The organism is Oceanirhabdus seepicola (genome assembly GCF_023684385.1).
In the GTDB taxonomy this organism is placed as follows: Bacteria; Bacillota; Clostridia; order Clostridiales; family Clostridiaceae; genus Oceanirhabdus; species Oceanirhabdus seepicola.
Genome location: NZ_JAGSOJ010000001.1, coordinates 199,451 through 223,562, shown reverse-complemented (window position 1 = coordinate 223,562; position 24,112 = coordinate 199,451). Strand labels below are relative to the sequence as shown.

The 24,112-nt window shown below is 30.6% G+C and carries 21 protein-coding genes; 18 read left to right on the top strand and 3 right to left on the bottom strand.

Going from position 1 to position 24,112, the window contains the following annotated elements; translation table 11 throughout:
* Positions 1-15: 15 nt before the first annotated feature.
* The 8 genes from KDK92_RS01085 (at position 16) to KDK92_RS01050 (ending at position 8,664) form a co-directional block, all read left to right on the top strand.
* Positions 16-1,455, top strand: a complete 1,440-nt coding sequence (locus KDK92_RS01085; RefSeq protein WP_250857188.1) for a Na+/H+ antiporter NhaC family protein — start codon at positions 16-18, stop codon at positions 1,453-1,455.
* A 53-nt stretch (positions 1,456-1,508) separates the two neighbouring features.
* Positions 1,509-2,222: a DUF5058 family protein gene (locus KDK92_RS01080; RefSeq protein ID WP_250857186.1), complete on the top strand. Its 714-nt coding sequence runs from the start codon at positions 1,509-1,511 to the stop codon at positions 2,220-2,222.
* A 12-nt stretch (positions 2,223-2,234) separates the two neighbouring features.
* The gene (locus tag KDK92_RS01075; protein WP_250857184.1) at positions 2,235-2,897 is read left to right on the top strand and encodes a hypothetical protein; all 663 of its coding nucleotides are present in this window, start codon (positions 2,235-2,237) and stop codon (positions 2,895-2,897) included.
* 2 nt (positions 2,898-2,899) lie between these two features.
* Positions 2,900-4,339 carry a M20/M25/M40 family metallo-hydrolase gene (locus tag KDK92_RS01070; protein ID WP_250857182.1) on the top strand — a complete coding sequence of 480 codons (1,440 nt, stop codon included), beginning with the start codon at positions 2,900-2,902 and terminating at the stop codon, positions 4,337-4,339.
* Positions 4,340-4,500: 161 nt separating this feature from the next.
* Entirely contained in the window at positions 4,501-5,742 is a 1,242-nt protein-coding gene (locus KDK92_RS01065) for an HD-GYP domain-containing protein (RefSeq protein ID WP_250857180.1), read from the top strand.
* 354 nt (positions 5,743-6,096) lie between these two features.
* Positions 6,097-6,831 (top strand): glucosamine-6-phosphate deaminase, encoded by a 735-nt coding sequence (nagB, locus tag KDK92_RS01060; RefSeq protein ID WP_250857178.1) that lies wholly within the window; start codon positions 6,097-6,099, stop codon positions 6,829-6,831.
* A gap of 20 nt (positions 6,832-6,851) precedes the next feature.
* Positions 6,852-7,751: a M23 family metallopeptidase gene (locus KDK92_RS01055; protein WP_250857176.1), complete on the top strand. Its 900-nt coding sequence runs from the start codon at positions 6,852-6,854 to the stop codon at positions 7,749-7,751.
* A gap of 175 nt (positions 7,752-7,926) precedes the next feature.
* Positions 7,927-8,664: a HEAT repeat domain-containing protein gene (locus tag KDK92_RS01050; RefSeq protein WP_250857175.1), complete on the top strand. Its 738-nt coding sequence runs from the start codon at positions 7,927-7,929 to the stop codon at positions 8,662-8,664.
* Between the two features lie 61 nt (positions 8,665-8,725).
* Here KDK92_RS01050 and KDK92_RS24370 read toward each other — a convergent pair whose 3' ends face one another.
* On the bottom strand, positions 8,726-8,848 hold the full coding sequence (locus KDK92_RS24370; protein WP_276575849.1) for a hypothetical protein: 123 nt from the start codon (positions 8,846-8,848) through the stop codon (positions 8,726-8,728).
* 345 nt (positions 8,849-9,193) lie between these two features.
* On the opposite strand from KDK92_RS24370, the gene KDK92_RS01045 reads away from it, so the two are divergent.
* The 8 genes from KDK92_RS01045 (at position 9,194) to KDK92_RS01010 (ending at position 18,787) form a co-directional block, all read left to right on the top strand.
* On the top strand, positions 9,194-10,963 hold the full coding sequence (locus tag KDK92_RS01045; protein ID WP_250857173.1) for a M3 family oligoendopeptidase: 1,770 nt from the start codon (positions 9,194-9,196) through the stop codon (positions 10,961-10,963).
* 140 nt (positions 10,964-11,103) lie between these two features.
* The gene (locus KDK92_RS01040; protein ID WP_250857171.1) at positions 11,104-11,640 is read left to right on the top strand and encodes a 2'-5' RNA ligase family protein; all 537 of its coding nucleotides are present in this window, start codon (positions 11,104-11,106) and stop codon (positions 11,638-11,640) included.
* 229 nt (positions 11,641-11,869) lie between these two features.
* Positions 11,870-13,135, top strand: a complete 1,266-nt coding sequence (locus KDK92_RS01035; protein WP_250857170.1) for an ABC transporter substrate-binding protein — start codon at positions 11,870-11,872, stop codon at positions 13,133-13,135.
* A 57-nt stretch (positions 13,136-13,192) separates the two neighbouring features.
* Positions 13,193-14,062: a carbohydrate ABC transporter permease gene (locus KDK92_RS01030; RefSeq protein ID WP_250857168.1), complete on the top strand. Its 870-nt coding sequence runs from the start codon at positions 13,193-13,195 to the stop codon at positions 14,060-14,062.
* Positions 14,062-14,874 carry a carbohydrate ABC transporter permease gene (locus KDK92_RS01025; RefSeq protein WP_250857167.1) on the top strand — a complete coding sequence of 271 codons (813 nt, stop codon included), beginning with the start codon at positions 14,062-14,064 and terminating at the stop codon, positions 14,872-14,874. Before KDK92_RS01030 ends, KDK92_RS01025 begins: the two co-directional genes overlap by 1 nt.
* Positions 14,875-14,883: 9 nt before the next feature.
* Positions 14,884-15,480, top strand: coding sequence for a hypothetical protein (locus KDK92_RS01020; RefSeq protein ID WP_250857163.1), 597 nt, complete (start codon positions 14,884-14,886; stop codon positions 15,478-15,480).
* A 13-nt stretch (positions 15,481-15,493) separates the two neighbouring features.
* Entirely contained in the window at positions 15,494-17,713 is a 2,220-nt protein-coding gene (locus KDK92_RS01015) for an alpha-galactosidase (RefSeq protein WP_250857162.1), read from the top strand.
* A 54-nt stretch (positions 17,714-17,767) separates the two neighbouring features.
* The gene (locus KDK92_RS01010; protein WP_250857159.1) at positions 17,768-18,787 is read left to right on the top strand and encodes a LacI family DNA-binding transcriptional regulator; all 1,020 of its coding nucleotides are present in this window, start codon (positions 17,768-17,770) and stop codon (positions 18,785-18,787) included.
* Positions 18,788-19,087: 300 nt separating this feature from the next.
* On the opposite strand, the gene KDK92_RS01005 is transcribed toward KDK92_RS01010, so the two are convergent.
* A complete protein-coding gene (locus KDK92_RS01005) occupies positions 19,088-19,684 on the bottom strand; it encodes a 4Fe-4S binding protein (protein WP_250857158.1) in 597 nt (198 codons plus the stop codon).
* A 1-nt stretch (position 19,685) separates the two neighbouring features.
* Positions 19,686-19,907, bottom strand: coding sequence for a 4Fe-4S dicluster domain-containing protein (locus KDK92_RS01000; RefSeq protein ID WP_250857157.1), 222 nt, complete (start codon positions 19,905-19,907; stop codon positions 19,686-19,688).
* A 409-nt stretch (positions 19,908-20,316) separates the two neighbouring features.
* Here KDK92_RS01000 and htpG point away from each other — a divergent pair, with 409 nt between their 5' ends.
* A complete protein-coding gene (gene htpG / locus KDK92_RS00995) occupies positions 20,317-22,194 on the top strand; it encodes a molecular chaperone HtpG (RefSeq protein WP_250857155.1) in 1,878 nt (625 codons plus the stop codon).
* 183 nt (positions 22,195-22,377) lie between these two features.
* Positions 22,378-23,793, top strand: coding sequence for a 23S rRNA (uracil(1939)-C(5))-methyltransferase RlmD (gene rlmD, locus KDK92_RS00990; RefSeq protein ID WP_250857154.1), 1,416 nt, complete (start codon positions 22,378-22,380; stop codon positions 23,791-23,793).
* Positions 23,794-24,112: the final 319 nt, after the last annotated feature.

The following is a 24,112-nucleotide window of genomic DNA, read 5'->3' as shown; positions in this document are numbered from 1 at the left end:
AAAGGGGATAGCAATATGTCAACTAAATCAAATGTGAATATCAGTAAAAAAACATTTATTTCAGCTATTATAATCTTGATGGCATTGCTTATGCTTTCAGGTATTTTAACTCAAATTGTTCCCACAGGCAGTTATATAAGAACTGAAGTAAAAGGAGAACAAATAATTGTACCGGATAGTTTTTCTTTTACAAGTGGTCAAAGATTGCCTATATTAAAATGGTTCACTGCACCAATTGAAGTATTGTTTAGTGGCGAAGGTGTCATTATTATCACTATTATTTTCTTTTTATTGATCATAGGTGGTGCCATACATATATTAAATGAAGCGTCTATATTAAAGTCGATTATTGATAGTGTTGTTATCAAATTTAAGAATAGAAAATATCTTTTACTAGCTGTTATTGTTTTTATTTTTATGTCTTTAGGTGCTTTTATAGGTATATTTGAAGAAATAATTCCACTCATACCGCTTATGATTGCACTTAGTTTAGAATTGAAATGGGACAAATTAACTGGACTTGGAATGAGTTTATTGGCTACAGGGTTTGGGTTTTCGGCAGCTGTTTCTAATCCATTTACAATAGGGGTTGCACAAGAGATTGCAGGTATTCAAATGTTTTCTGGAGCACCTTATCGAATTATTATTTTTATTGTAACGTATTTCATATTAACTACTTTTTTAATAAGACATGCGAAAAAAATAGAAGGTACAATAAATATGGGAGAAACTATAGCTATAGAAACTGGCAAAACATTAGGACAAGATCAACCGAATTCAACCAGTTGTCAAGCGGTCTTAACTAATGAAAAAGGAGTAAAATGGTTTTTAGCCTGCACTCTATTGATGGTAATTTTGATTCTTCTATCACCGGTTGTACCAATCATCAGTCAATTAAATTTACCTATTATAGGACTTGTTTTTCTAGTATCAGGAATTGGTGGGGGTATCCTTTCAGGTTTTAGTTTAAAAAGAACCCTAAATCTATTTTTAAAAGGTGCCCGTTCTATGACTCCGGGAATTGTACTCATTCTTTTGGCAACGGGTGTTAAACATGTTATTCAAACAGGTGGAATCATGGATACGCTATTATTTTATTCCTCTGAATGGGTGTCTTCTTCTACTTCATTGCAAGCATTATTGCTCGTATATTTGATTGTATTTATAATGAATTTCTTCATTGGTTCAGGTAGTGCAAAGGCTTTTATCATCATACCTATCATCGCACCACTGATGGAAATGATGGGTATCACCAAACAAATGGCTATTCTTGCTTTTCAATTTGGAGATGGATTTTCAAATATATTATACCCAACTAATGCTGTGTTGCTTATAGCTTTGGGATTAGCAGATTTAAGCTATGTAAAGTGGCTAAAGTGGGTATTTAAAATTCAGTTAATCATGGGTGTGATTTCTATTGCTTTCTTGTGGATTGGATTAATCATTGGTTATTAATAGCACTCAAAAGAGTGTTGGTTAAATAGAGATATTAGAGGGGGAACTTAAAAATGGATTATTTAGATATCGCCAACAGCAAGTTAATTTATGGATTAGGAGCAATGGTCATCTTATTTGTTTTGGTTCAATGTACGATTTTTCTAGTGAAAGCGTGGAAACGTGGTATTGAAATTGGTCTTACAAAAGAACAGCTAATGAATACCGTAAAGCAAAGCGCAATCTTTTCTATTGTACCTTCACTACCTATTATCGTGTCATTGATTGCAATGGCACCTGTGCTGGGTGTACCTTTCCCATGGATACGACTTTCTATTATTGGTTCAGCACCTTATGAATTAATATCGGCAGGAATTGGAGCAAAAAGTATGGGGGTAGAAGGTCTTGGAGCAGCAGGTTATACGGCAGAAGTTTTTGCAAACTCAATGTGGGTTATGAGTTTTGGAATTATTTGGGGATTATTAATCTGCATAGTAGCCCTTAAGAAAATTCAAAAATCAGTAAAGAATACAATGACTAAAAATTCAGCTTGGGCGGGCATACTTATTTCTGCTTTATTCTTTGGTATGATTTCTGTATTTTTAAGTGAGCCAATTGTTAAAGGAGGAGTACCTTTTTTTACCCTTCTTTCAGGCGGTGGTATCATGTTTCTTATAACTATTGTTGAGCGAAAATTTAAAGTAGCTTGGTTAGGCAATTTTGCATTATCTATCAGTATGATTTTTGCAATGGTTATGGCCATTGTTTATACGAATATATTAATTTAGGGGGGCAAATAAATGAAATCATATGATGATCATATTCATACAATGGGACGAACCAGTGGGTTAATAGCTTTATTTTTTATATTTTTAGTACCATCAGTGGTCTGTGTGTATTTTAATATTTTTCCACCATTCAAAAATTTGTTATCGGGTATTTTTACTGTTACAATGATTTATTTGTTTATATCAACAGCTGAAGTTATAACGTACACACCTATGCTTGGAAGTGGGGCATCGTATTTGGTATTTGTAACAGGAAATCTTACAAATTTAAAAATACCTTGCGTGTTGATGTGCATGGATAAAGCAAAGGTTAAACCACAAACGGAAGAAGGAGAAGTCATTGCAACTATATCAGCTGCTATTTCTTCAATTGTAACGGTTCTAGTTGTTTTGATAGGTATGCTTGCAATAACGCCATTAACACCCTTATTAAGTTCACCAGAACTTAAGCCAGCTTTTGAAAATATTTTACCAGCCTTATTTGGCGCATTGGGGTGTTATTGGTTAATGAAACAATGGAAATTAGCAGTTATTCCAATTGCAGTGTCTGTATTATTGTTTAAGTTTGCCCCAATTCCAAATGGAGCAACAGGGGCATTAATTCCGGTACTGGGACTTGTTTCAGTAATAAGTGCGAGAATAATGTATAAAAAAGGGTGGATTAAGGAGGCTTAGAGATGAAGTTAGTTCTAATTGGTATTTTCTTAGTAGCGTTCTTGGGATATAAAGTGGCATGTTTTAAAACGAAGCGTCGAAAAAGTAGTATTAAATTTATAGAAGCAGATATAAATATGGATAAAGCTACCCAGCGATTTGCAGAGGGTATAAAAATACCAACAATTTCTTTTAGTGATTATAATAAAGTAGATTGGTCTCAATTTGAAAAGTTTAGAAATCATCTAGAGAAAAGTTACCCACAAATACATTCTACAATGGAAAAAATATTGGTGAATGAACACAGTCTTGTTTACAAATGGATTGGAAGTGATGATTCACTTAAACCTGTATTAATTACTGCGCATCAAGATGTGGTACCAATTGAAGAGGGAACGGAAAATGATTGGAAAGAACAGCCATTTAGTGGTGCGATTGTAGATGATTTCATTTGGGGCCGAGGTACTTTGGATACAAAAATTACGATTTTTTCTGCATTTGAAGCGGCTGAATATATGATTTCTAAGGGGTTAAGTCCTAAACGAACAACTTATTTTGCCTTTGGACACGATGAAGAAGTGGGGGGAACAGAAGGTGCTTTAAAAATTGCTGAATTATTTGAACAAGAAAAACTTGAATTTGAATATGTAATCGATGAAGGTGGTTGTGTTGTTGAAGGGGCTTTATCTAATATTCCAAGACCTATAGGCTATGTTGGAATTGGTGAAAAAGGCTATGCGAATATCAGAATTAATACAACAGGGACAGGGGGACATTCTTCAATGCCTCCTAAACATACATCCCTTGGAAACTTGGCTAAAATTATTTCAAAACTTGAAAAAAATCAAATGAAACTTCAAATTTCAAAATATACTGAGCAATTTCTTAGTTATATTGGACCAGAAATGAGCTTTTTAAATCGAGTATTGATTGCAAATTTGTGGTTGTTTAGACCAGTACTCAAAATCGCTTTATCTAAAAATAATTCAGGCAATGCTTTGCTCAGAACAACCACAGCAGCAACTATGGCTAATGCAAGTATGGAGCCAAATGTTCTACCACAATCATCTAGTGCAACCTTTAATTTTCGAATTGCACCACATGATAGTACGGGTAAACTGATGGAGCACATTGAAAATGTAATTAAAGACATTCCCCATGAAGTTGATATTTTAAGACTTGAAGCACCTTCAGAAATATCACCAATTAATACCTATGGATTTCATTTAATTGAGGAATGTGCATATAAACTTTATCCAGATGCATTGGTTGCACCTTATATAGTTATGGCTGGAACTGATGCACGTAAGTACGAAAATGTATGTGAAAATATATATAGATTCACACCGTACTCTATAACCAATGAGGAACTTGGTAGCATTCATTCTACAAACGAGCGGATTAGCCTTGAAAATTATAAAAATTGTATTGATTTCTTTATTAACTTAATTTCTGGAGAGTGAAAACAATATATTGTAACTTTGTGAACATCCTGAGAGACTTATAAAGTCTCTTTTTTAGATTTAAAACTATACATCAATTTTAAAGGAACATTGATAAAAATGTCGAAATAATAAAATATAAAGAATTTTCAAGTGATTACATGGAAAGAGGAGGAGATTTTATGGATAAAAATAGAGATACTGCTATTAATAATATGGAATTTAAGAATTATATAAAAAAACAGATCAAAGATCTTCTTCCAGGAGATATTATTTTACATCCAGTTTATAGAGTGGATGGCTTGATGCTAATAGATAGATACAAGGTATTATCTTCTGATTTAATTAGCAAGATTAAAAAACATGCTGCAAATGATATTTCCGTTTTAGTTTCTCCTTCTGGAACTCAGTTTAAAAGTTTTATTGATGATAAAGAGTTTAGTGAAAAAGAATTTAGGAATAACTTAAAAGAGATAATCTCTCAATATAATAAAAATTTAACCTTTCCAATATATATTGAGCCATTACCTCAGGAAGAAAATATAAATGATTATATGGAAAATAAAGATGAAACAGTTATTCCAATAGCAAATAATAGCTTAAAGCTTTTTTACAATAATCCATTTTTTACTTCATTTGAAAAAAAGTTAGAATCTACTAAATTGCAAGAAAAAGCAAAGGTAATAAAACTAAGATTGATAAATACAATATTAAATGATAATAGTTTAAAAGAATTAATAGAAGAATTAAAAGAATATAAAGATATATTATTTTTGCATAGTATAAACACTGCTTCAATGGCGTTGATGATAGGCTTAACCCTTGAATTGACGGATGATGAGCTTATTGATTTAGGACTTGCTGCCTTATTTTCAGATATAGGTTATACTCATATTGCAAAAGAAGAATTTGAAAAATACTTAAAAAATCCTGAAAGTGAAGTTGAAGTATTAATTAAACAAATGGCAGTTTTTATGAAGGTTTCTATAGAGGTACCAGTACTTAGAAAGGATTTAATTATTTACGGTGTTTTAGATAGACATGAATACTATGATGGACATGGACGACCAAAAGGAAAAAAAGACAAAGATATAAGTTTGTTTGGAAGAATTCTTTGTATATGTCAAGCTTATGATGTAATGGTCGGGGGATATTTATATAATGATGGAATGACACCAAATGAAGCAATAAAAAGATTATGGGAAAATAAAGGAAAACAATATGACCCTGACATTTTAAATATATTTATTCATAGAAGTAATTTTTGTAAAATAGGAGAAAAAATAATAATCAACAATAGTTTAAAAGGAGAGATTATCGGTTTTACAGATTATATTGAAGCACCGCATCTTCCAATAATAAAAACTGATAGTGGAAGGATTATAGACTTATTTAATGGTACTCAGTATTCCAATGATTGCTGAAAAGGCTAACTATTTTGAATATCTTATGGTTATATTTGTGAAATACCATGCATGTTATTATAGTATAAGATAACATGCATGGTATTATATTTTTATGTTCAATTTTTTTGCTTTATTGAAATAGGATACTTAAATATAAACTAAATATAGACATAACATAAAAAATATTACTTTAATAAAAAATAGTTTGATATAATTGTACTATAATAAAAAATAGACAACTTCATAATTGCAATTATAAATCAAAATAAAGAAGTGAAAAGTTGAAAAAAAGAGCAATAATTAATGGCGTTGCTTCATTTCTTTGAACTACAATGACTATGTTTGAAGATAAGATATAAAAGGAGAGTAGCTATGGAAATTATCATTGTTAAAGATTATAAAGAATTAAGCAAAAAGGCTTCAAATATTATTGCAAGTCAAATGATTTTAAATCCTAGAAGTGTATTAGGGTTAGCCACAGGTTCAACACCTATTGGAACATATAAAGAATTAGTTAGAATGAATAAAGAGGATATAATTGATTTTTCAAATATAATGACTTTTAATTTAGATGAGTATCATGGATTAGATAAATATAATAATCAAAGTTATTTTTATTTTATGGAGAATAACTTATTTAGTTATGTGAATATTGATTCTCAAAATATAAATATTCCTGATGGTAAAGCTGAAAATATAGACCATGAGTGTAAATCTTATGAGGAGAAGATTAAAAATGCTGGTGGAATTGATTTACAACTACTGGGAATAGGTAGAAATGGTCATATTGGATTTAATGAACCTGATGTTAAATTTGAAGCCTTTACACATTTAGTAGAACTGGATGAGGATACAATAAAAGCAAATTCAAGATTTTTTGATAGTATAGAGGATGTTCCAACTAAAGCTATCAGTATGGGAATAAAGACTATTATGCATTCTAAAAAGATTTTATTATTAGCAAGCGGAGAGGAAAAAGCAAAAACAGTTTATGATATGGTTTATGGGAAAATCACACCTGAATTACCGGCTTCGGTACTGCAGTTGCATCCAGATGTAACAATAATAGTTGATGAAGCGGCAGGAAGTATGATTAAAAATTATTAATTAAAGGATGAGGAGCAAAAATGGAAAAAAGAAAAGAGATATTTAATTTTGTTAATGTTTTCAACTTTATACTAACGCTTGTTTTATTTGTTCTCTGGGGTAGTGTAGGTATAATGCATGGAATGATAGGTGCTATAAGCTGGGTATTAATAAAACTCGTATTTGCGCCTATTGGGGTAGTTCTATTTCTTATTAGTTTAATTGGATTGATAAGAAGTATTATTAAAAAGAAAAATGTCTTTCAAAGCAGCATTTCTCTTATATTATCAGTAGCTTTATCATTTCCGATTTTAATGCTTGTTAATATAATTCCCATGGCGTATCCAATTAATTTAGAAGACACATCACCTGCAATTACGATACATTCACCTTTTCATGAACCGGTTCTAGTAGGATGGGGTGGAGATACAGTAGAAACTAATGCACCACATGTAATCTGGGCATCTGAAAGGTGGGCCTATGATTTGGTTATAGAACCAGAGAATGTAGGTAGTGACAAACTTGAAGATTATGGTGTTTATGATAAAGAGATTTATGCACCTGTATCGGGAGTAGTTGTTGCAGCTTACGACAAGGAAGACGACATAACACCAAACACAGAGGAATTTATATCTATGGAAGGTAACTATGTGTATATCAAGATTAATGAAACACAAACCTTTCTTCTTTTAAATCATCTTAAAAAGAACTCTGTAGATGTAAAGGTAGGCGACAATATTGAAGTTGGTGATTACATTGGAAAGGTTGGAAATTCTGGTACCACTTCAGAGCCACATTTACATATACATCATCAAAGGCAGGACCCAACTAAAACTGTTTATCCAATATTTGCAGAAGGGTTACCATTATATTTCTATGATGAGAATGATAATTCAACTATGCCAACATCTAGAGAGATTATGAAAAGTACTAGTAATTAAGAAAAGTTTATAAACAAAATGTATGAAGTTCCGCTAGTGCTTTATCCAAATGCATCGGTCTAACATAAGAACTATGTAGTTCTGGGGAACTTTGTAGACTTGGAGCGCTAGATGAAATGTTTTAATATGATATTAGTCACAATAATTTGTTGTTGAGATTTTATAATATAAGAAGGTGAATATAATAAAAAGCAATCTAACACAACTTAGAAATAGGGGATACATAGAGGATAAGGATTTATTGATCTATAAGAAGTATACGAAAAAAGAGTTAATAGAATTATTAAAGTCTAAAGTTTCAATAGAAAGGACTATAGCTGCAAAATTGTTGGGAAATTATAAAGATGAAGAAACTATGACTTCTCTAATTGAATCTCTAATAATAGAAAAAAAACTATACACAAAAATTGCTATTACAGAATCCATAAGTTTATTTGGTGAAAAAGCTAGTGAATCATTAATAAGATATTTAGGTAGAATTGGAAGTAATCAACACAAAGTACTTCCAGATAAACCATTTAATAAAAATAACTATCCACTACCTAGAGATATAATTGCTAGAACTATATGTAAAATAGGAGTGCCAGCACTTAAAGAGCTAAAAAAATGCTTGTATAATGGAGAATATAGGCAAATAACTGAAGCGATTGATGCTATAGGTTTTATATCTTATTATAACAATAATCATGAGTGTTTTAGTGTGATCATTGAATTATTTATTAAGTATAAAAATGACGATTTAATGATTTGGAAATTGCTTCGAGCGTTACAGGCGTTTCCAAATGAAAAATCAATAGAAATATTAATTCAATATTCTAATTCGAAGGTTAACCAGTTTCAATGGGAAGCAAAAAGAAGTTTAAAACAAATACAGAGAAATCAAAATAAGCCTTTAGAAAAAAATATAAATTAATCTGCTAGTTAATAAAAATACCAACAGAATCAATTGTTCTGTTGGTATTTTTTTAATGTGTTTAACCAAGGTTTACAGGATCTGTATAATTTCCCTCATCTTTCTCTGTTTTCTTTTTGTAGTTTGGATTTTGAGCTTTGCTCTCATATTTTTTAACATCTTTTCTTGGTTGCTTTTTAGTCATAAAAATGCTCCTTTATTAGAATAGGTTATAAGAATATTCTTTGTGATTTTAGGTGATTTATACAAGTATATAATGGATTCTATCAAAAGATTAGAGAGTGATAAGATTAAATATTTTTTATAATCAACAATATGTTAAGAGATATTAGTGTTCGTCTCTAAGTGAATCTGTTAAAATAAGGTCTGTTATGCTAAAATATAGTAAAGCGAATCGAAATAAACATCCATTAAATAAACACCCAATTATAATCAGTTGAGGAGTGAGAACATGTAGAAACGATAATACATTGAAATTAGAATAAAAAAATAGTGAATTAAATAACAGTTTATAAGGAGATGTTTATTAATGGAATTAAGATGGAATTTAGATACACTTTATACTTCTTTTAACTCACCAAAGTTTAAAGGTGATGTGGAACTTCTTGATCATCAAATAGCTAATTTAAATGTATGGGCTGAAAAAAAATTACAAGATACTACTAGAGCCGCTTCTAAAATTGAAGAGTTTTTAAGGCTTTATAATGAATATAAAAGCTTATATTCATGTTTATATTGCTATGCATATTTAATTTTAAATTCGGATAACACAAATATTGAAGCAATGGATGTTTTAGATAATATTGAGTTGAAGGATTCAGCAGTTGCGGAGGCTTTTGTTAAGTTCAACAAATGGTTTGATTCTTTAAACAACATAGATGAGTTAATAGATAGTTCACCATATCTTATAGAGCATAGTTTTTATCTTAAAGAACTCCTTTTGCAGTCAAAATATTTATTGAGTGAAGAGGCAGAAGTAATAATTGAAAAAATGCAAAGTACAGGTTCGCGAGCATGGCAAAGAGCTTATATGGAGCTCACTTCTACCGTATCAATGGATATAGATATTGAAGGGGAATCAGAAGAAATGTCACTAGCAGAGCTTAGAAACATGGCATATGACAAAAGTGAATCTTTAAGAAAAACTGCTTATTTTGCTGAGAAGGAAGGGTGTAAAAGCATATCTCAAGCATGTGCAGCATGTTTAAATGGAATTAGTGGAGAAGCACTTACTATTTATGATATGAGAGGATATAAATCACCTTTGGAAAAAGTTCTCATGGTTTCAAGAATGGATTATGAAACTTTAAATGCTATGTTTTCAGCTATAGAAGAAAGTCTGCCTATATTCCATAAATATTATCATAAAAAGGCAGAAATTCTAGGGCATAAAGTTAACCTTCCGTTCTATGATATTTTTGCACCTGTGAGTAATAATAATACAAAAATATCATATTCAGATGCCAAAGATTTAATTGTATCAAGCTTTGAATCTTTTAGTGAAGAACTTGCAGATTTTGCGAAGAAGGTTTTTGATGAAAGATGGATTGATGCGGAACCTAGAAAAGGGAAAGGTAATTATGGATTATGTGTTGATATTTTTCCCATAAGAGAAAGTCGGATTATTACTAATTTTACTGGAAACTATGGGGACATTGGGGTGATCGCTCATGAAATTGGACATGCTTATCATAGTTATTGTCTTAGAGATGAAAAGATGTTAAACACCGAATATCCTAATCCTATTGCAGAAACAGCTTCAATTTTTTGTGAAACCATAGTAAATAACGCATTACTTAATATTCTACAAAGGAATGAAGGGCTATCTATTTTAGAAAAAAGCATTTCAGATGTGGGATATTATATTGTTGATTTTTATGGTAGGTACAATTTCGAGAATAAATTGTTTGAAAGAAGAAAATTAGGTCAATTGTCTGTTGAAGAGTTAAATGAATTAATGACTAATTGTATGGTAGAAGCTTATGGTGAGAGTATTGATTCTGAAACCATTCATCAATATATGTGGATGAATAAAATTGGATATTATATGGCTGGGAATGAATTCTTGAATTTTCCATATTCATTTGGAGTGCTATTTTCTAAGGGGCTTTACGCGGAATATATAAATAAAGGGGAAGAATTCGTAACTCAGTATAATAAATTCTTGAGCGCTACAAGTAAAAATAATATTGTTGATATTGCAAAAACAATTGATATAGATGTTCACTCAATAGAGTTTTGGAGAAATGCATTAAAACTTATAGAAAAGGACATTGAAGAGTTTATTAGCAGAGGATAATCTAAATAAGAGATAACTAAGCCTTTGATATGGGGGTCATACGTAACTGTATGTTATAGTAAAGCTAATCAAAGGTTTAGTTTTATTTTCTGGTTAAAATATATTATATTTAAATAGGTCTAATGAAAGGAAGGGAAGAAATGAAAACAAGATGCATACACATATTTCCAAGATTTAAGAATAGCTTTTTAATAGAAGAAATTAGAAAAAAGTACGATGATTTGTATGGATGTATTGAGCCTCATATAACATTGGTTTTCCCATTTGAAAGTGATATAAAAATAGAGGATTTAAAAACAGAGATTCATGGTATTTTATCGAATGAATCGCAATTTGAGGTATCAGCACAAGGAATTGAGGCTGTAGATAATCATGGGTATTATTTATTTTTAAATATAGCTAAAGGGAAAGAAAGAATTATAGAGTTACATTATAAATTACATAAAGGATTACTTGCAGAATATCAATCACCATGGACAAAAGATGGATCATATATTCCTCATATAACAATAGGTAGATTTAAAAATAAAGAGCAGATGAATAATGCTATGAAAGATATTGGAAAATTTGATCCTGAGTTTATCAGTAAAGTTGAACGAATTTTTATTGAAACAATTGGAGAGAATGAAGAATCTATAATAGAAGAAATAATTGAGTTCGGTGAATCATCTAACTAAATAAAAATTGAAATATGTTAAGCACTTCATATTAGAAATATATGAAGTGCTTAATTTTGTGCGTCTCTAGTGGCTCAATTAATAGGGTAAACTAAGCAAAAAGAGTGTTTTCAGAAAATTCAAAAGATTTTACTAAAATTATTGAAATTTAACTAAAATTATAGTAAAATGAAAATAAGATACCAGAATATGTATAAAAAGTATTTTATTAAAAAAGGGGGAATCATGAATGAAGAGATTTAAAAGTATTCTTTTGATAACTTTGGCTATCATGTTAACTTTAATGGTGGGTTGTAAGGGTAAGAATGAGGCAACATCAAAAGAAAATAAAAAATTAACTGTAGCAGTGAATTTTGCACAAACTGAATCTACATTCAAAGAATTAGAAGAAATTGCAAAAGAGTATGAAAAAGAAAATGAAGGGATAGCAGTTGAAATAGTAACATATCCTGATTACGAAAATACAATGCAAACTAAAATGGGAGTTGGAGATTTACCAGATTTACTTGCTACACATGGATGGTCAGTAATGAGATATGGTGAATATTTAGAACCACTACAAAATCGAGAGTGGGCATCAAAGATTAATTCAAGCATAAAATCCATAATGACAGATAAAGATGGAACAATCTATGCACTTCCAATGGATTATGATATTGCAGGTGTTGCATTCAATAAAGATGTATTAGATGAAGTTGGGGTTGACCCATTTAAGATAAAAACTTGGGATGATTTCAAAGCTGCTTGTGAAAAAATAAAACAAGCTGGTAAAACTCCTTTATACATTGGAGGATCTAAAGATGATTGGACAATTGGAAATTTCTTTGATTGGGTAGCTCCATCATTCTTAATAACAAACGAAAATAAAAACTATAGTGAAGAATTGGTAGATGGAACATTTGATTGGAGTAATTGGGAAGAAGTTGCTCAATTATTAATAGACTTACAGAAATCAGGATATATCAATAAGAATATTAATGAAGGAACATGGCCAGAAGTTGGAGAGCAGTTGGCTAAGGGAAATGCTGCATTTGCTTTCTTTGGAAATTATGTAATAGGTGAGGCTAAAAAGTTTAATGAAAACGGTAATTACGGATTTATGCCAGTACCATCTAATTCAAAAGATGATGAGCCAGCGTATATAACTGGTGAGAGAGTTGCCTTAGGTGTTTATAAAGATTCACCATTAAAAGAAGAGGGGCTTAAATTCATAGATTTCCTAGCAAAACCGGAAAATGTTAATAGAGTGGCTAAAGTATCAGGAAATCCAACTGGATTAGTAGGTGAAGGATATAAAACAGATGCTGGTGAAATGAATCAATATTTTGAAAAGGCAAAAGATTATAGAGGTTTTGGATATTTTGATAGAGTATACCTTCCAAGTGGAATGTGGGGTTCATTATGTAAAACAGGATCAGGTTTAGTATCAGGAACAATGACTCCTGAGGATGCTGCAGAGCAAATGAAAGCAGATTATAATAAATTACGAAAGTAATAACACTTTAAATTTAGGGATAGGTAATGCCTATCCCTAAAATGAGGAGGTAGGCTTTTGAAAAAAAATGAGAATCTATTGAATTTAATGTATATTCCAGCCATAATTATGTTTTGCTCATTCATTGTATATCCATTTTTAAAAGGGATCAAAATTTCTTTTACAGACTGGAATGGATACTCTCAAAATTATAATTACATTGGGTTTGATAATTTTAAGTTACTTGTGACAGATAAAAATGTGAGAATAGCTTTCATAAACACATTAATATATGGATTTGGTAGTACAGCAATACAACAGATTTTAGGTCTTTTATATGCACTCCTTTTAAATAATAAGTTTAAAGGCAGAAATTTGGGGAGAACTATAATTTATATGCCTGTATTAATATCAGCGGTAATAATGGGGTATATGTGTTACTTTATTTTCAGATATGATAATGGAGCATTAAATGATTTGTTAAAATTAATTGGAATGGAACCAAGACTATGGTTATCACAACCTAAAACTGCAATAGTAATTCTAGTACTTATTAATAGCATACAGTTTGTAGGTATATCTATGATAATTTATTTAGCAGGACTTCAAGGAATTCCAACTATGTATTATGAAGCATCAGAAATAGATGGGGCTACAGCATTTCAACAGTTTAAGAAAATTACACTTCCACTACTTTACCCAGCTATTGTTACAAGTGTTACATTAAACCTCATAGGAGGGTTGAAGTTATTTGATATTATCAAAGCATTAACTAATGGTGGACCAGGTTACGCAACACATTCCTTATCCACACTTGTTCACAGCGAAGTATTCCTAACACAAGTGGCCGGTTATGCCTCAACAATAGGAATATTGTTATTTGTTTCTATTTTGATTGTAACATTAATAACTCAGCTATATTTTAAGAGAAAGGAAGTGGAATATTAATGAAGAAAAAAAAATGGTGGAAAACAGTACTAACTATTATCATTATTCTATTTCACATAATACCTATTTATATAGCTTTCATTGCATCTCTCAAAGAACAAACAGATTTTTCTTCTTATTGGGTTCTAAAGAACGGTGCGCATTTTAAAAATTATTTAATAGCTTTAAACGAAGGGGGGATGATTACTGCCCTTGTAAATACATTATTAATAACATTACTTTCAGTTATTTTTATAGTGATCATTGGTTCAATGGCAGCATATCCATTGGCTAGGGTGAAAAGTAAATTAAACAAATATATAATATTTTTTATATTAAGTATTATGATGATACCACCTTTAAGCTTATTAGTTCCTCTATATTCAATAATGGCAAATATTAATGCAATAAATAAAATATGGGGAATAGTTCTTGTTCACGTAGCATTCCAATTACCAATAAGTATATTCTTATATACTAACTTTATTAAGACTATACCAAAAGCACTTGATGAAGCGGCATCTATAGATGGATGTGGACGATATAGTATCTTTTATAGAATAATATTGCCCTTATTAAAGCCTGTTACTGCCACTGTAATATTACTTACTGGAATCGCAGTATGGAATGACTTTCAGTTTTCCTTATATTTTCTTCAAAGGCCAGATAAGAAGGTAATAACCTTAGCCATATCAACTTTCTTTTCAATGACAGGAACAAACTTAAATGCGGCAGCAGCAGCGGCTATAATTGCCATAATGCCTGTTGTTATATTATATGTATTTTTACAGAAGTATTTTGTTAAGGGAATGGTTGATAGTGCAATAAAATAAGGAGCGAATATGGACAGGAATTTTTTAGAGAGTAAATTTATTGAATATGGTGAATTAGCATTTGATTTAATGATAATAAGTATATTGGTGGTGATTTTTGCACTTCCAATATTAACCGCTGGAAGTGCAATTACAGCTTCCTACTATGTTTTGCTTGAGAGAAAGAAAAACGGAAATAATATGAGTGTATTAAATATTATAAGAATATTTCTAAAAGGTTTTATAAAAAATATTGGACAGACTACGTTAACAACAGTGTGGATAATTATTAGTTTGATTTCTATACATACAATTTTGAAAGTGTTTTCATTAGGATACATAATAATGGGAGTGGCATTATTTTTAATTATTGAGGTATTGATATATACGCAAGTGATATTTTACATATATGCTAGGGCAGATAAGTTGAAGTACTTCAATGGTGTAATGAATGGGATATTTATTGCACATAAAAAGCTCCCAATAATTATTTTATCAATTTTGATTCAAGTGGTATTTGCACTAATAATTTCCAGGTTTAATTGGATGATTATAATTTTAATTGGGTTGTCTTTTCAAATTAACGTGATATTGTTTGATAAATATCATGTTGAAAATCAAATTTGAAGGTGGTTTTTAAATGGCAATTTTATATAATGAAAAAACAAAAGAATTTCATATTTATAATAAGTGGATAAGTTATATCATGGGGATATTAAAGAATAATTCTTTAGGACATTTATATTTTGGGAAAAGGTTAATCCATAGAGAGTCATTTCAAAGTTTAAATAAGTTAGAGAGAAGAGATTACACAGCTAATGTATATGAAAATGATAATAAGTTTTCCTTAGAACATATAAAACAAGAATATCCTTCTTATGGTTCAGGCGATTATAGGTATCCAGCCTATGAAATTAAGCATGAGAATGGAAGTATAATTAGTGAGTTTCAATATTATTCACATAAAATATATAAAGGTAAAAAAAGGTTGAAGGGATTACCTTCAATTTATGTGGAGAGTGAACAAGAATGTGAAACAATTGAGATTAATTTGATGGATGAATTAACTAATGCTAAAATTATACTAAGTTATACAGTTTTTGAGGCATATCCAGTGATAACAAGAAGTGTTAGATTTGAAAATCATGGAACAGAGAAGTTAATATTAACCTCAGCTATGAGTTCCTCAATAGATATGGATGATGATAATTTCAATATGATTCATTTATCAGGAGCTTGGGCTAGAGAAAAACATATAGTAGAAAGAAATTTAGAACAAGGAATTCAAGGTGTATATAGCAGAAGAGGAGCAAGTTCAGCCTGTCATAATCCTTTCATTGCACTTAAGAGACCTCATACAACGGAAACAAATGGGGAAGTATATGGTTTTGCTTTATTATATAGTGGAAACTTTTTATCTCAAGTAGAAGTTGATTTCAACAATATATCAAGAGTTACGATGGGTATAAATCCACATGGATTTGAATGGGTTTTGGATAAGAATGATGAATTCCAAACACCAGAAAGTGTTTTAGTCTACAGCAATCATGGAATGAATGGAATGAGTCAAGTCTTTCATGATATATTTAGAAACAGATTAGTAAAAGGGAATTGGAGAGATAGAGAAAGACCAATATTAATCAATACATGGGAAGCTGCTTATTTTGACTTTAATGAAGAAAAAATACTGAAACTTGCAGAAAAAGCAAAAGAAATAGGTGCTGAGCTGCTAGTTCTTGATGATGGGTGGTTTGGTGAAAGAAATGATGATACAACATCTTTGGGTGACTGGAATGTTAATCTAAGAAAACTACCTAGTGGTATAAAGGGGTTAAGTGAAAAAGTTGAAAAAATAGGATTGAAGTTTGGATTATGGATTGAGCCTGAAATGATAAGTAAGAAAAGCAATCTTTATAAAAAACATCCAGAATGGTTGGTTGGAGTACCTGGACGAAAAAATTCTCCTTCAAGAAATCAACATGTTTTGGATTTTACGAGAAATGAAGTAATAGAGTATATATTTAATGAATTTTCAAAGATTTTTAGAAGAAGTAAAATATCCTACGTAAAGTGGGATATGAATAGAAATATAACAGAACCATTTTCTACAGAGCTGCAACCAGAAAGACAAAGTGAGTTTATGCACAGATATATATTAGGGGTGTATAAGCTTTATGAGAAGTTTGTTTCAGAATTTCCAGATATTTTGTTTGAATCCTGCGCAGGGGGCGGAGGAAGATATGATGGTGGAATGCTATACTATGCTCCACAAACATGGACAAGTGACTGTACTGATGGTTTAGACCGATTAAAAATCCAATATGGTACATCATTAATTTTTCCATTGAGTACTATGGGTGCTCATGTTTCTGACACTCCCAATCATTACACTAATAGAATAACTCCAATGAACTTAAGAGGAGATGTGTCATTTTTCGGTATTCTTGGTTATGAATTAGATGTAAACAAACTCTCAAATGAGGAGATATTGGCTATAAAAGAGCAGATACAATTTTATAAAAAGTGGAGGAGACAAATATTAAGAGGGGATTTTTATAGAATAAGAAGTCCGTTTGAAGGTGATGGTAATATTACTGTATGGTCCGTTGTCTCTAAAGATAAGAATGAAGCGTTAGTGGGATATTATAGAGCATTAAAAAGGCTAAATCAACAATCTAAAAGAACTAGGTTACTAGGACTAAGAGAAGAAGTGGAGTATAAAGTAAGTGGATTTGAGCGAACTTTCTTTGGTGATGAGCTAATGAATGCAGGCATAATAATTGAGGATGTAAATAATAAAGATGAATACAGAGGGGATTTTTACTCAAAAGTTATTGAAATTAAAGCTTTAGGCATATGAAAATAAATAACTAGTTATTTATTTGAATTTGCCTTAGAAAGATAGGTGAGGTATATGGCTACAATAAAGGAGATTGCAAAGAAGGCGGATGTTTCTATTGCAACTGTATCTAGAGTGTTAAATTATGATGAAACTCTTAATGTAACAAAAGCCACGAAAATGAAGATATTTAAAATAGCTGAGGAACTTGAATACACAGTTGTTAAAAAAAGAGAGCATATTATAAAAAATAGAAATAAATCTAGACTCACCATTGGTGTGATTCATTGGGTTACAGAAGATGAAGAAATATTGGATCCCTATCATTTATCAATAAGAGTTGGAATTGAGAAAAAATGTACTGAGGATAATATTTTGTATAAAAGCATAAGAAAAGATGGCAATTATCAGGATTTAATGGATGTTGATGGAATAATTGCCGTTGGTGGTAAGAATGCCTACGACATTGAAAGTTTAAAAATGATAACGAATAATATAGTATTTGTAGATGCACCAATTGATGATGAAGAATATGACTCAGTTGTAATTAATTTTGATAAATCAGTTACTGATTCATTGAATTATTTAAGGGAATTAGGTCATAAAGATATTGCTTTTGTAAGTGGAGAGGACTATTATGGTACTGGAAACGTAGAGATTATAGAATATAGAAAAAGAGCTTATGAAAAGTATATGAATGAAAATGGAATATACAACAAGGAATTAATAAAGATAGGAAAATTTTCACCTATCGATGGATATGAGCTCACTAAAGAGCTGATAACTATGAAAAATAAACCTACAGCAATTTATGTGGCTAGTGATTCAATGGCAGTAGGGGTATATAAAGCTTTGATGGAATCAAAAATTTCAATACCTGATGAAATTAGTATTATAGGATTTAATGATATTCCTATGGCAAAATTTTTAGTACCCACATTGACAACAACAAAGGTATATACGGAGTTTATGGGGGAGAGTGCAGTTGACCTTATGATTGATAGAATTAAGACAAATAGAGAAATCACAAAAACAGTTATTATACCAACAAAATTAATAAAAAGAGAAAGTTGTGCAGTTTTGAACAAAAAGTAGATTCTACTAATAGGCACTTATTGACTATTAGAGTTTAGTTCATAATGAAAGTCTTAAAGGACCCCCCTCTTAAGGCTTTTATTATTTTTTTTGTTTTTATAGCAGAAACTGGTTATTATTAAAGAGGATTCAATAAAAATATAATCCATAAAAAATGAAACGAAAAAATTTAAAAAATAATTTATAATGAATAAAAATACATACCCATTTTCAGTAAAGGGTATGTATTTTTTATTTGTTCTTTACACCCAAATTTTATTTTTGAATTTCTTGAATAAGTTAAGTTCACAACTTAGAAATCTATAAAATACCTTTCTTAACGTGTTTCAAAGTACAGATTCCTTGAGTCATTGTACCCATTGGACAGTATACACACCATGAACGAGGTTTGTACAAAGCCATAGTTATTAAACCAAGAATTGTTGATGTTAGCATAACACTATAAAAGCCAAATGCAAATTGAGCAATCCATGGAGTAACAGTAGATACATTGACCCAATTCCAAGGCATTTTGAATGTCCAAAGTAAAGTAACAACTTCTTTCATCGTACTAGCACCTGAAAATACAAGATACGTTGAAAATAACATATTTCCAAACATAATAAAGAAAAATATAAGAAATCCATATCTAAACCATTTTGTCTTTAAGAATTTTGGAATAGATCTATTTCTAGATAATTTTAACTTTGAGCCTAAAATTTCTAATAGCTGACCACGTCCACAATACTTGTTACAGTAAGCTTTTCCGCCTCCTGATAATGAAACTATTATAGGTACTAAGAAACAGACAAGTCCTATCCATGCAAACATTATATTAAAGAATCCCAATACAAGATATATTGCAGAAACTATCCATAAGTAATCATTCCATTTTTTCTTTTTCTTTAATGCTGCCATGTTATTTCACCTCTTCCTTTTTAATAATATCAATCACAGAAGCAACACAAGTTTTAGCGCATTTGCCGCATCCAACACATTTACTTTCATCCACTTCAGCAACAACACCATTTTTTATTTTAATTGCCCCAAAAGGACAGCTCTTTACACATACACCACATGCTACACAGTATTTTTTATCCACAACAGCTTTCTTTTTTAATATTTTTCTTTTAGTTTCCATATAGAGAATACCTCCTTGTTATTTTATTCTATGTATCTATATATTATTATATTCAGATATTACGATATAGTGACACTATGTATGATATTATAGCTTTCTCTTTTTGTCAATAGAATAATCAAAATTAATATCGTAAAATATGGAATCTATATAGGGTTTTAAGTATAAAACTAAACGTCTACATACTCAAAACACATTGAAGCGCTGTGATTTTGAGTATGTAGACGTTTAGCTTTTTCTAAGGTGTATGTATAAATTAAGTTATACTATGAAAAACCAATAAATAAATGTGAATGAAAAGTTAAAATATCAAAAACATATTGACAAATCATAGGAAAAGGAGTAATTTATAGTTATGTTAGCACTCGACTAAAGAGAGTGCTAACAAAAGTTGAAAGGAGAGTTTAAAATGACTACAAAACAATTTAAAGCCGAATCTAAAAGACTTTTAGATCTTATGGTTAATTCCATTTACACACATAAAGAAATATTTTTAAGAGAGTTGATTTCTAATGCAAGTGACGCTATTGATAAAATTTATTACAAGGCGTTGACAGATGACTCTTTAAGCTTCGAAAAAGATAACTATTTTATAAAAATAGATATAGATAAAGATGAGAGAACATTAAAAATTTCTGACGCAGGTATAGGAATGACTAAAGAGGCGCTTGAGGATAACCTAGGGGTTATTGCTAAAAGTGGATCTTTTGCATTCAAAAAAGAAAATGAAATAAAAGATGGTCATGATATAATTGGACAGTTTGGAGTTGGGTTCTACTCAGCGTTTATGGTGGCAGATAATGTTACTGTAATAAGTAAAGCATTAGGTAGTGATGAGGCATATAAGTGGGAATCTGATGGTATTGAAGGATACACAATTGAACCATGTGAGAAAGATTCAGTTGGTACAGTGATAATACTTAAGTTAAAAGAAAATACAGAAGATGAAAACTTTGATGAGTATTTAGAAGAGTACAGATTAAAATCAATCGTAAAAAAATATTCCGATTTCGTTCGATACCCAATTAAGATGGATATAACTGAAAGAAAATTAAAAGAGGGCAGCGAAGACGAATACGAGGATTATGTAGAGGAACAAATAGTAAACAGCATGGTTCCTATTTGGAAAAAGAATAAGAGGGAACTAACTAAAGAAGACTATGAGAACTTTTATGCAGAAAAGCATTATGGATTTGATAAGCCAATTAAATATATCCACACAAGCGCTGATGGTGCAGTAAGTTATAATGCAATTTTATTTATTCCAGAAAAAACACCATATGACTTCTATACAAAAGAGTATAAAAAAGGTCTGGAACTATACTCAAACGGGGTAATGATCATGGAAACATGTGAAGATTTATTACCAGATTATTTTAACTTTGTTAAAGGTATAGTTGATTCAGAGGATCTATCATTAAACATATCTAGAGAGATTCTACAGCATGATAGACAACTTAAGCTGATTGCTAAGAACATAAAGACTAAGATTAAAAATGAACTTAATAAACTTTTAAAGAATGATAGAGAGAAATATGAAGAATTCTACAAATCTTTCGGAAGACAATTAAAGTATGGTATTTATAGTGGTTACGGAAGTAATAAAGATGACTTACAAGATTTATTAATGTTCTACTCATCAAAAGAGAAGAAAATGGTCACTTTGGATGAATACACATCTAGAATGCCAGAAGAACAGAAATATATTTATTATGCAGCTGGGGATTCCATTGATAGAATAGAGAAATCACCTCAGACAGAGCTTGTATTAGATAAAGGATATGAGATACTATATTTCACTGATGATGTAGATGAGTTTGCTATAAGAATGCTTATGAACTACAAAGAGAAAGAATTCAAATCAGTTTCAAGTGGTGATCTTGGAATAGAAGCGGAAAATGAAAACGATTCTTCTGCTACTGATGAAGAAAACAAAGATTTATTTGGAAAAATGAAAGATATCTTAGGGGATAAAATTAAGGTTGTTAAAGCATCTAAGAGATTAAAGAAACATCCAGTTTGTTTATCTAATGAAGGGGAACTTTCAATAGAGATGGAAAAAATCCTAAGTGCTATGCCTGATAATCCAAATATGAAGGCAGATAAAGTTCTTGAGATAAACCCTAACCATGAGGTGTTTGCAGCGCTTAAAGAAGCAACAGAGCAGGATGAAGAGAAACTTGAACTTTATACTAAGCTTCTATACAACCAAGCATTATTAATTGAAGGATTACCAATTGAAGATCCAGTAGAATTTACAAATAATATATGTAAGATAATGAAATAATTAAATTTAAATAATGAACTCAAGGGATTAGCATCATCCCTTGAGTTTATTTATGTCATTTATTATCTATACTGTAATCACTAAAAATAACATTTATTTTCATACATCTAAAAGAATGATATAATGTAAAAATAAAAGTTAAAATAATTAGCAATAACTAGAGTTGTATAAAGGATGGATAGAATGAAAAACAATAAAGGGAACTTTAAGAAAAATTTTAAGGATAATAGAAAAATTAAAGATAAAACACATAAGAAAAATAATTCTAAAAAAGAAGCAATGGAATTTAAATGTATAGGTATGGATGAAGAGGGAAGAGGTATAATATTTCATAGAAATGAGAAACTCTCTATTCCAAATTTAATTAAAGACGAAACTGCAACTGTAGAAATATCAAAAAGAGGTGTAACCTCTAAAGGACGAATTCTTCAGGTAAAGAAATCATCTCCATACAGAGTGAAACCTAAATGTCCTCATTATAATGAATGTGGTGGATGTCAACTTCAGCATATGTCTTATGAAGGGCAATCAAAATTTAAGCAGAACAATATTGAAGAGCTTATGAAACAATATGGTAAGGTTAATCCAATTATCACTATGGAAAAGCCATATGATTATAGAAATAAGATACACGCAACGTATGCTTATGGAAATAGGACAGAGATTATTTCAGGTATTTATGAAACAAGTAGCCATAGAGTGATTCCCATTGAACGTTGTATAATACAAGATCCTAAGGCAGATGAGATAAATGCTTCAATTAGAGAACTTATGAAATCTTTCAAGATGAGGCCTTATGATGAGGTGAGAGGTCAGGGGCTTTTAAGACATGTCCTTATTAAAACAGGGTTCGCCACTAAAGAAGTGATGGTAGTACTAGTTACAGGGAGTACTGTCTTTCCTTCAAAAAACAATTTCGTAAAGGCATTATTAAAGAAGCATCCTGAGATTACAACTATTGTAATGAATGTGAATAACAAAAAAACTAGCATGGTACTTGGAGATAGAGAAAATGTTCTCTATGGTAAAGGGACTATTAGAGATATACTATGTGGTTGTACTTTTAATATCTCTCCTAAATCCTTTTATCAGATTAATCCTATACAAACCCATAAGTTATACACCAAAGCAATTGAAATGGCTGATTTTAAAGGTGAGGAAGTGGTTATGGATGCATACTCTGGTATTGGAACTATAGGACTTATCCTCAGTAAAAATGTGAAGTCAGTTATTGGAGTTGAATTGAACAAGGATGCTGTAAAGGATGCTATTAAAAATGCTAAGATAAATAACATAAAGAATGCTCGTTTCTATGAAGGTGATGCAGGGGAATTCATGGTGAAGATGGCTGACGCTGGTGAGAAACTGAACACAGTTATGATGGATCCACCAAGAAGCGGTAGTGATGAAAAATTCCTGTCTTCTTTGGTGAAGATGAGTCCAAAGAAGGTTATTTATATTTCTTGTAATCCTGTAACACAAGCAAGAGATCTAAAATACTTAACAAAGCATGGTTACAAGGTAGAAGAGATTCAGCCTGTTGATATGTTCCCTCATACTTATCATGTGGAGAATATAGTTAGATTATCGTTGATATAAGCGGATTTAGAGATTAAAAGAAGTGAAAAAATAGATATTGTTTAAAATTAAGGCTATGTTTAAAAATATTGTTGATAATCAAGTGATTTAAAAGGAACTCCCAGGTTCCTTTACTTCTTAACTTATTACATTAAACTCTTTTTGTAACAAATGATTTCTTTATCTAGTGGTCGAGTAGGTAGGGGACCTTGCGACTTAGTTCCCCTCTAAGGTCCGTACTTGTGTGTTCACACACATACGGATCAAACCATCTTTTTACCTCATACAAGTTGGTATTTGAACTTCTTGAACGCCTTCTTAATCAATTCGTATTATTTAT

What these genes read in the sequence shown, in the direction of transcription:
- KDK92_RS01085 (WP_250857188.1), top strand. Translation starts at nt 16, where the DNA reads ATGTCAACTAAATCAAATGTGAATATCAGTAAAAAAACATTTATTTCA.
- KDK92_RS01080 (WP_250857186.1), top strand. Translation starts at nt 1,509, where the DNA reads ATGGATTATTTAGATATCGCCAACAGCAAGTTAATTTATGGATTAGGA.
- KDK92_RS01075 (WP_250857184.1), top strand. Translation starts at nt 2,235, where the DNA reads ATGAAATCATATGATGATCATATTCATACAATGGGACGAACCAGTGGG.
- KDK92_RS01070 (WP_250857182.1), top strand. Translation starts at nt 2,900, where the DNA reads ATGAAGTTAGTTCTAATTGGTATTTTCTTAGTAGCGTTCTTGGGATAT.
- KDK92_RS01065 (WP_250857180.1), top strand. Translation starts at nt 4,501, where the DNA reads ATGGATAAAAATAGAGATACTGCTATTAATAATATGGAATTTAAGAAT.
- nagB (WP_250857178.1), top strand. Translation starts at nt 6,097, where the DNA reads ATGGAAATTATCATTGTTAAAGATTATAAAGAATTAAGCAAAAAGGCT.
- KDK92_RS01055 (WP_250857176.1), top strand. Translation starts at nt 6,852, where the DNA reads ATGGAAAAAAGAAAAGAGATATTTAATTTTGTTAATGTTTTCAACTTT.
- KDK92_RS24370 (WP_276575849.1), bottom strand. Translation starts at nt 8,848, where the DNA reads ATGACTAAAAAGCAACCAAGAAAAGATGTTAAAAAATATGAGAGCAAA.
- KDK92_RS01045 (WP_250857173.1), top strand. Translation starts at nt 9,194, where the DNA reads ATGGAATTAAGATGGAATTTAGATACACTTTATACTTCTTTTAACTCA.
- KDK92_RS01040 (WP_250857171.1), top strand. Translation starts at nt 11,104, where the DNA reads ATGAAAACAAGATGCATACACATATTTCCAAGATTTAAGAATAGCTTT.
- KDK92_RS01035 (WP_250857170.1), top strand. Translation starts at nt 11,870, where the DNA reads ATGAAGAGATTTAAAAGTATTCTTTTGATAACTTTGGCTATCATGTTA.
- KDK92_RS01025 (WP_250857167.1), top strand. Translation starts at nt 14,062, where the DNA reads ATGAAGAAAAAAAAATGGTGGAAAACAGTACTAACTATTATCATTATT.
- KDK92_RS01020 (WP_250857163.1), top strand. Translation starts at nt 14,884, where the DNA reads ATGGACAGGAATTTTTTAGAGAGTAAATTTATTGAATATGGTGAATTA.
- KDK92_RS01015 (WP_250857162.1), top strand. Translation starts at nt 15,494, where the DNA reads ATGGCAATTTTATATAATGAAAAAACAAAAGAATTTCATATTTATAAT.
- KDK92_RS01010 (WP_250857159.1), top strand. Translation starts at nt 17,768, where the DNA reads ATGGCTACAATAAAGGAGATTGCAAAGAAGGCGGATGTTTCTATTGCA.
- KDK92_RS01005 (WP_250857158.1), bottom strand. Translation starts at nt 19,684, where the DNA reads ATGGCAGCATTAAAGAAAAAGAAAAAATGGAATGATTACTTATGGATA.
- KDK92_RS01000 (WP_250857157.1), bottom strand. Translation starts at nt 19,907, where the DNA reads ATGGAAACTAAAAGAAAAATATTAAAAAAGAAAGCTGTTGTGGATAAA.
- htpG (WP_250857155.1), top strand. Translation starts at nt 20,317, where the DNA reads ATGACTACAAAACAATTTAAAGCCGAATCTAAAAGACTTTTAGATCTT.
- rlmD (WP_250857154.1), top strand. Translation starts at nt 22,378, where the DNA reads ATGAAAAACAATAAAGGGAACTTTAAGAAAAATTTTAAGGATAATAGA.